We start from the raw sequence: 8,159 nt of genomic DNA on the forward strand, positions 1-8,159 counted from the left end.
CGGCGGCAGGTTTTCTTTCATGGTGCCGTCCGCCTCATCGAGCGTCAGACCGGTCATCTCCTGGAACTTCGCGTAGGAACAGGCCTCGATCTTGCCTGCACGCAGTTTGTAGAAGAACTGCCGCAGCGCCGCGCGTGCGTAGGGGCTCTCGAGATTGTCCTCGGCGCGGAACATGTTCTGCCCGCCCGTCTCGCGCTGGCCCTTGGTGATGGCCCCAAGCGTGTCGAGACGTCGCGCGATGGTGGAGAGAAACCGCTTCTCGCCTTTCACATTGGTCGCCACTGGCCGGAAGAGTGGCGGCTGCGCCTGGTTTGTGCGGTTGGTGCGTCCAAGACCCTGGATCGCATTGTCGGCCTTCCAGCCGGGCTCCAGCAGGTAGTGCACCCTGAGGCGCTGGTTCTTTGCCCCGAGATCGGCGTGATAGCTGCGCCCGGTGCCCCCCGCATCGGAAAAGATCAGGATCCGCTTGGCGTCATCCATGAAAGCTTGGGTTTCTCCCAGATTGGAGGAGGTGGGGCGGTTCTCGACCTTGAGCCGCCCTTCACGCGTCTTCACGATGCGCCGCTTGCGCCCCGTGACCTCGGCCACAGCGTCTCCGCCGAAATGCCAAAGGATTTGGTCGAGCGCACCCTGCACCGGGGCGAGAGCTCCCAGATGCTCGATCAGATCATCCCGCCGCCGCTCCGCCTCGCGGCAGATGATCGGGTTGCCATCGCCGTCGAGAGCAGGGCGAGACCGCAGGTCGCCGTTTTCGTCGGTGTAGGGCTCGAAGAGCTGCGTCGGGAAGCTGTGCATCAGGTAGTCCATGATGTTCTCGCGTGGGGTAAAATCGACCTGCAGGTCGTCCCATTCCGAGGGTGGGATGTCCTCTAGGCGGCGTTCCATCACCGCCTCGCTGGTCGAGACGACCTGGATCACCGCCGAATGACCGGCCGCCAGATCCGCTTCGATCGAGCGGATGAGCGAAGGGCATTTCATGGCGGTGATGAGATGATTGAAGAAGCGCTGCTTGTTGCTCTCGAAAGCGGAGCGCGCCGCGGATTTCGCCTGGGCGTTTAGCGTGCCTGTCTCAGAGGAAACACCCGAGGCTTGAAGCGCTGCCTCCAAGTTGGTGTGAATAATCTGATAGGCGTCGGCATAACTGTCATAGATCGCGACTTGGGCGGGTGTCAGCTCGTGCACGAGCATGTCGTATTCGACCCCGGCATAGGAAAGGGACCGCGCGAGATAGAGCCCGAGCGCCTTCAGGTCGCGCGAGATCATCTCCATGGCGGCAATGCCACCGGCCTCCATCGCGGCGACGAACTCGGCCCGTGTCACAAAGGGGAAATCTCCCGTGCCCCAGAGGCCGAGACGCGCAGCATAGGCGAGATTGCCGACGACCGTCGCGCCGGTGGCTGAGACGTAGAGCGCGCGCGCATCGGGCAGGGCATTTTGCAGCGCGAGGCCAGCGAGGCCCTGCTGGGACGCCTTCTTGTCGCCGCGGTCGGACTTTTCGCCGGCGGCATTCGCCATGGCGTGGCTCTCATCGAAAGCAATGACCCCGTCGAACCCGTCGCCGAGCCAAGACGTGACCTGGTCAAGGCGGGAGGCTTTCCCCTCGCGTTCGGCCGAACGCAGCGTGGCATAGGTGACGAAGAGGATACCCTCGGGCAGGCGGATGTCGCTGCCCTGGCGGAACTTCGAGAGCGGCACGATATCGCCCTCGCGCCCCCCGAGCGCCATCCAGTCGCGCCGCGCATCTTCGATGAGCTTGTCGCTTTTTGAGACCCAGACCGCCCTGCGGCGGCCTTGTAGCCAATTGTCGAGGATGATGCCCGCAACTTGCCGGCCCTTGCCGCAGCCGGTGCCATCGCCCAAGAACCAGCCCTTGCGCAGGCGGAAGGCGCCCTCGTCACCCTCGGCCGCTGCCATCAGATGGCCTTCGATCTCGCCGCGCGTGAACCAGCCCTTGAGATGCGTCTGATGCGCATTGCCAGCATAGATGACGCTTTCGAGCTGTGGAGCAGAGAGGAGGCCACCCTCGACGAGGGTCTTCGGCAGAACCGGGCGGTAGGTCGGCACGGGCGGCGGGACCGAGGCCATGGCGGCGGATTGCACCAGCGCGGTCGGATGCTCCGCCGCGCCATCGATCATGATCGCCTGAAGGTCATAGGCCTCATAGACCGTGTCCTGCAGCGCGCCGTCGGGTTCGCTCCAGGCTTTTGGCAGGTAGTCGAGGGGCGCGGGCTCGATACTGTCGAACGGATGTTTGGCCCGTTCCTCGGCGAGGGCGCGGGTTTCCTGGCGGGCGGCATTGCGCAGGGCGTGCAGGTTGGTACAGGTCGGGCGGTTCGGCAGCGAAAGAGCAGAATTGGTGGGGCAGGGCGGAGGGCTGCGGCGTTCCGGGCAATGGATGAGCACCGTAGAGAGAAGCGCGGCCGTGGTCGCGCAGATCGGATGATAGGCGGCCTCGAAGTCGACCGGCGCGGTCTCTTCGGCACCAGCCACGCGCTTGTCGATCACCGTCAGCCGCGTGTCGATAGTCGTGCCATGCCGCGCGAAGACCTTGCCGTCGATCGCGGCGGAAAACACCACATCGGCGCTCTGGCCAATCCGCTGAAAGGTCGACTGGAAGCTCTTGGTGGAGGGACGGAAACTCTCGCCGGTGATGACGACAAGACGTCCACCTGGCATTAGGCGCGCCAGTGCAGACAGGACATGCTGACTGGTGGCCTGCCGAAACCGACCCTCGACATGATTGGCCACGGAGAATGGTGGGTTCATCACGATAACCGAGGGCAAGACCGACCGATTCAGCCGATCGTCGATCGACGCGGCATCGTGGTCTGATACGACGGCATCGGGGAACAGGTGTCCCAGCAGGGCGCGGCGGGTTTCAGCGAGTTCATTCAACGCTAGGCGGGTGCCGGCGACCCGGGCGAAGATCGCCAGCATGCCGGTGCCGGCCGAGGGCTCGAGCACGAGGTCATCGGCACGGAAACCCGCAGCCTGCGCAACGACGGCCGCAAGAGGCAGCGGCGTGGAGAATTGCTGCAGACGGACGCTGTCCTTAGAACGCCGCGTGTGGGACGGAGCCAGACTGGCGAGACGTTCGACCATAGTGAGGAAGGCCTGCGGCGAGAGTGCCTGCCGCTGCATCAGGGTTCCATAGCGCGACAGCATCAGGATCTGGGCGATCTCGGCGGCCTCATAGGCGTCTTTCCAGACCCAGGCACCCCTGGTGTCGCTGGCGCCGAATGCCTCCTCCATTGCGGCGCGAAGCGTAGAGGCGTCGATGGGGTTACCCGCTTCGAACTGCGGCACAATGGTTCTCGCAGCCAGCAAAAGGTGTTGGGCGAAGCCAAGGGCCTCTGGCAGGGCAGGGGCTTTCGGCTCGCTTGCAAGTTGGACGGAATGGAGGTGAGTATTCATCGGCAATCTCCGGGGTTGAGGGTGGATCCCCAGCCCACGCGCACTCTCTCACCCGGGAGGGGTCACCCCTCCCGCCCTGTCTCTCGCTCTTTTGGGCAGGTCCTAACAGCGCTCACAGAGAATGTGATTGCAACCGAACTTTCACTGGTAATTTGCAACCTTATTCATCCCCAGAGACCTTACTCTGGCAGGTCTCAATGAATGCCCGTAACGCGTTGGATGTAAGCCGGTTGGGGTAGTAGAGCCTTGGCCCATCCAAAGGATGCCAGTGCTCTTTCAGGATCGGCACAAGCGTCTGTGCGCGAAAATCGTCCTCGAGCCAATTGCGGAACATGGCGATGATCCCCATTCCCGCCCTGGCATAACTCAACCCAGAGTTCAGGGCATTCACGCTGAGGACCAAGCGTGTGGCAGGCTCGACCGTGATGGCCTTACCTCCGGCTTGCAATGTCCACGGGAGCAGAGGCCCACCCGGCAGGCGATATCGGATCGCATCATGGGTGGTCAGTTGTGCAGGAGTCTCTGGGCAACCATGTGCCTCCACATAGGCGGGCGAGGCGGCGAGCGCGATCTGCTGGCGGCGCGGTCCAATGGGGATGGAGATCATGTCCTTTTCAAGCGATGCGCCGTAGCGAATTCCCGCATCGCAATCAGACGCAACAATATCGACCAAGCCGTTGTCGACAACAAGCTCGACCTCCACAGCCGGGTGTCGATGCTGAAACGCGGCCATAATAGGCGGCAGGATATCGGGCATGACCGCGCCCGGCACATTGATCTTCAACCGGCCGCTCACCCGACCCGTCGAGCTTGCAGTTTCAGCACAAGCCGCGCGCACCTCGGCCATCAGTGGCGCGATCCGTGCGGCCAGTGCTAGGCCTTGGTCCGTCGCCCGCATGCTGCGCGTCGTGCGCAACAGAAGCGGGACACCGAGCTGTGTCTCGATGCGGGACACCGTCGTGCTGACGTTTGACGGCGCAACCCCGAGACGCCGCGCGGCCGCTCGAAAGCCCCCCTCGTCAAGGACCGTCAAAAACACGATCAGATCGTCTTGGGATATACTGTTCTTCATGGAGAACAGACTATTCGATATTTGTCAGATTATCAAAGGCACAAAGAACAGTGGATACTCCTAGTGTAACCGGTGCCGGCCGATATGTGGGTCCGGCAAACAGAAATGGAAAGGACAAAGCCATGTTGATTGTGACCGGGGCAACGGGCCAGCTTGGCCGCAAAATTGTTGAAAATCTGCTGCATCACGTCGCCGCCGAGCGCATCGGGATCAGTGTCCGCGACACCACAAATGCCGAGGCATTCACGGCGCTTGGTGTGCGCGTACGCCAAGGCGATTATAACGATCCAGAGAGTTTGCGCCACGCTTGGGACGGGGCCGAACACTTGCTTCTCGTGTCTTCGAACGCTGCAGCGAGCGGGGGGAATCCTTTGCCACAACACGCGACGGCCATCGACGTGGCCCGCGACATTGGGGTGGAGCGCATATTTTACACCAGTCAGGTGTCCAGTTCGCCGGACGCGCATTTCCCTCCGGGTCGCGATCATGCGGCAACGGAAGCGATGCTCGCGACATCGGGGATGTCATGGACGGCCTTGCGCCACGGTTTTTACGCAGCCAGTGCCGTGATGATGAATGCCAAGGGCTTGAAAGCGGGGCGATTTGCTGCCCCGCAAGATGGGAAAGTCGCGTGGACGACCCATGACGATCTCGCTGCGGTGGATGCAGCCTTGCTCGCGGGGCAGGAGGTGATTGACGGCCCGACGCCGCCGTTGACCGGGGCTGAAGCGCTCGACCTTGCCGAGCTGGCGGAGCGCGCGGGTCAGATAATGGGCAGGCCTGTCGAACGCGTTTTGATCAGCGAAGATGTCCTGCAAGCAAATGCGCGGGCCTCCGGTGTCCCGGAAGGCTCAATCGCCGTTATGTTGGGCTACTACCGCGCGGCGCGGGCGGGTGAATTCTCAACGGTCGATCCCACACTGTCACGTATCCTCGGGCGGGCACCGCAGACGATGAGCGCCGTATTACAAGCCAGTCTCAGGTAGGGATCCTCTGTTGCTGTTCGAGAGACCTATAGCCGGACATCGAACATAACCGAGTTCTAAAACCTTTTGATACCCCAGAGTGTCGAGCGTTTAGGGGTTCCAATTCACCGATTGTGAAACCGCCAGAAAAGAAAAAGGCGGCATCCGGGAGGAGGTGGATGCCGCCGATTATTCTGGATCAGCTCAGGGAGGAGGAGGAACTGATCACATGACTTAAGATAGGGACTATGCTGCGCATGCACAATAGCCGCCTTATGTTATTTCTGCATTGCAGCATTGACAGAACATCAAGCTTGCTAAGGTCGCGCCGTAAATCCTGCCCGCCGTAGCAGACCGATTTGCCTATGGGTGGGCCTGAGCCATATCGGAATTTGTCGACTGTTTCGGCTCATGATCAGGCACTGCATGCCGCGCCTCGAGCAAACAGTCCAGCTCATAGTCGCCGACGAACCCCCAACAGGAGTCGACCTCTTCGCCGTCCTGCTCAATCACATAGCCATAGACCCGCCCGTCGAGATAGGCGTCGTAGCTGACGATTTCACCGCGCAGGATGTCTTCGGCCTTTTCGCGCAACGCCTTGGTGACACGTTCCACGCCAAACTCCGTCCGGACCGCCGCGAGCGTCACGTAGATGAAGCCCACCTGACCGGAATCCCACGGGCAGTGAAACCCGATGGTGTTCATCGCGAGGCCAGAGTGATCATAGAGAAACACGGGCAAAAGGATTGCCTTGCGCGCGGCGCGGTCGCGCAGCTGTTCGATTGAAAGTTCCCTCAGCGCCGAGACGCCCGAGAGGTCGCGCAGGAACGCCTCGGGGTTGTCGAACTGATGGCTGTCACCCAGCCGATAGCGTCGGTGCCAGCAAATCAGCGTGCCGAGATTGGACCACTCCCGTGGGCTCTCAGTATCGGGATCATGGTAGATTTTGATGGTGTGGCCCTGGTAGGCCTCCTGATGGACCGGGTCGTGCATCTCGATCTCCTTTCTTGAAACGAAATCGACCCGCTGAGCCGGTTGCGGCTCGAGCGGGTCGATCTGGACGTGGTCAGATGGTTCGTAAGCTTGCCGCCCGGCGGCTCAGGCGGCGGCGCGGTTCTGGCGATGCTGGGTGTGCTCAACCGAGACCTTCAGCAGCCAATCCTCAAAGCCGAGAATGGTCTGGTGATTGGCGACTGCTTCGATCCAGGCCGCGCGCGGATCGCTGCCGATCTGCGTTGGATCGTTGTCGATCCGGCCATTGGCCATCCATGGTTCCGGCTGAATGCGTCCGAGCCAGTCCGCCAGCGATGGAATACGGCCCTGACAGTCTTCGCGCACATGCTGCTCACCAATCCAGCGGATCGGGACGACCCGGCCAGCGCTGTTGGTCAGGCTGCGCCCAAACAGTCGTTCGGCCTCGAAGATCCCGAGCGCGTGGTGCCGGTGTGCACGATGCGTAAAGATCGCGAGGTGCTCTTTGGATGAGTCAAACCAGTCATGCACATGCTGATAATCTTCAGGCACGCCGCCGAACTTGCGGGCAGAGCTTTCGGCGTGGTGGAGGGGATGCGCCATGTCAGAGCCCCTCGTGTTCGGTGGTGTCGGTCTCGATATAGCGGTTCGAGTGGCTGACACCGATCTTGTCCACCTCGAGCGCCCAGGTCAGTTCGCCATAGCCGCCTTCGTTGTTCTCGAAACCGGGGCTCAGCGCATAGGCGAAGTCCCAGCCGAAGTCTTCGACCCGGTGCCGCAACTCTTCTGTCAGGGTGATCGTGTCAGGGCTCACGACGACATCCTCGACATTGCCGGAGTCGCCGTAGCCTTCGTATTGCACCTTGATGCTCCTCACACCGAGGGCGCGCAGCTCGGTAAGGAGCGCCGCGCGGGTCTCGACCCGCTGTTCGGCAGCCCGTCTCTGAGATTCGAGCATCTGCGTGTAGAAATCATTCACTTGTGTCATGTCTTTGGTCCTTTGGAATTAAGGGAAGGGGAGGGCGACCGTTGCGCGAGGCCGCCCCGGAGGTTTCCGTTGGGGAGGCTTCAGGCCGCGGCGTCGCCGCGTTTCTCAGTCGTCCGGTCAACCAGGTTGAAATAGAGGTTCTCGGTCGCACGTTTGAACCCGGGCGGTTTGCGCGGGGCGAGGCAGCGCACCGAGGCGCTGCAGCTCTCGCCATGCTCCATCGCGAACTGCGTCACCTTGTCGATAAGGTCATCCATGCCCGCAGCCTGGACGCGCTTCTCGGGGTAGCTCCCCAACATCTGGAACTGGGTGACGACAAATGCGCCATCGCGATGAGCCGGGTACAGAGTGATCTGGTAGTCGAGTGTCTTGGGCATGTCTGGTCTCCTGCGGCGGGCGGGACGCAACCATCGCGGCCCTTGGAAACCCGCCAGCCCGAAAGGACCGCCCTTTGTGCAAGGGTGGTCCGGGGCGGTGATTAGGGACGGAGGGCGTCAGTATTCCGACGGCAGAAGCAGGGTCAGAATCCGCCGCGTCTGTTCGGGGTCGGAGGGCTCCGGCGAGCCGTATTGGTAGTCGACGTCATAGAGGTCGAGCTTGAACCAGATCGTCGTGCCATTGAATTCGATGACCCCCATCTCGTGCCAGCTGCGGGTCGCTATCGGCATTGAACCCGTCGAACGCGGCGACGCGGCCGGTGAGTTCCAGTTGGGCGTCGGGCCCAAGTGCCGCGACGCCGCGTGTCATC

Annotated in this window: 8 protein-coding genes; 1 reads left to right on the forward strand and 7 read right to left on the reverse strand. The window is 62.0% G+C overall.

Annotation, left to right across the window (positions count from 1 at the left end; translation table 11 throughout):
* The coding region (locus C8029_RS19650; protein WP_152003556.1) for a strawberry notch-like NTP hydrolase domain-containing protein at positions 1–3,414 on the reverse strand (3,414 nt) is incomplete at its 3' end.
* Between the two features lie 160 nt (positions 3,415–3,574).
* Positions 3,575–4,486: a LysR family transcriptional regulator gene (locus tag C8029_RS19655; RefSeq protein WP_152003557.1), complete on the reverse strand. Its 912-nt coding sequence runs from the start codon at positions 4,484–4,486 to the stop codon at positions 3,575–3,577.
* A gap of 122 nt (positions 4,487–4,608) precedes the next feature.
* On the opposite strand from C8029_RS19655, the gene C8029_RS19660 reads away from it, so the two are divergent.
* On the forward strand, positions 4,609–5,472 hold the full coding sequence (locus tag C8029_RS19660; protein WP_152003558.1) for an NmrA family NAD(P)-binding protein: 864 nt from the start codon (positions 4,609–4,611) through the stop codon (positions 5,470–5,472).
* A 342-nt stretch (positions 5,473–5,814) separates the two neighbouring features.
* On the opposite strand, the gene C8029_RS19665 is transcribed toward C8029_RS19660, so the two are convergent.
* From C8029_RS19665 to C8029_RS22830, 5 genes are all read right to left on the reverse strand, one after another.
* Positions 5,815–6,444 (reverse strand): hypothetical protein, encoded by a 630-nt coding sequence (locus tag C8029_RS19665; protein ID WP_152003559.1) that lies wholly within the window; start codon positions 6,442–6,444, stop codon positions 5,815–5,817.
* A gap of 105 nt (positions 6,445–6,549) precedes the next feature.
* A complete protein-coding gene (locus C8029_RS19670) occupies positions 6,550–7,026 on the reverse strand; it encodes a DUF6915 family protein (RefSeq protein ID WP_107722866.1) in 477 nt (158 codons plus the stop codon).
* Between the two features lies 1 nt (position 7,027).
* Entirely contained in the window at positions 7,028–7,411 is a 384-nt protein-coding gene (locus C8029_RS19675) for a DUF6878 family protein (RefSeq protein WP_107722865.1), read from the reverse strand.
* A gap of 80 nt (positions 7,412–7,491) precedes the next feature.
* On the reverse strand, positions 7,492–7,788 hold the full coding sequence (locus C8029_RS19680) for a hypothetical protein (RefSeq protein ID WP_107722864.1): 297 nt from the start codon (positions 7,786–7,788) through the stop codon (positions 7,492–7,494).
* 117 nt (positions 7,789–7,905) lie between these two features.
* On the reverse strand, positions 7,906–8,079 hold the full coding sequence (locus tag C8029_RS22830) for a DUF3768 domain-containing protein (RefSeq protein ID WP_353617623.1): 174 nt from the start codon (positions 8,077–8,079) through the stop codon (positions 7,906–7,908).
* Between the last annotated feature and the right edge of the window lie 80 nt (positions 8,080–8,159).

It is taken from the genome of Roseobacter sp. TSBP12 (assembly GCF_009129705.1).
Taxonomy (GTDB): domain Bacteria; phylum Pseudomonadota; class Alphaproteobacteria; order Rhodobacterales; family Rhodobacteraceae; genus Celeribacter; species Celeribacter baekdonensis_A.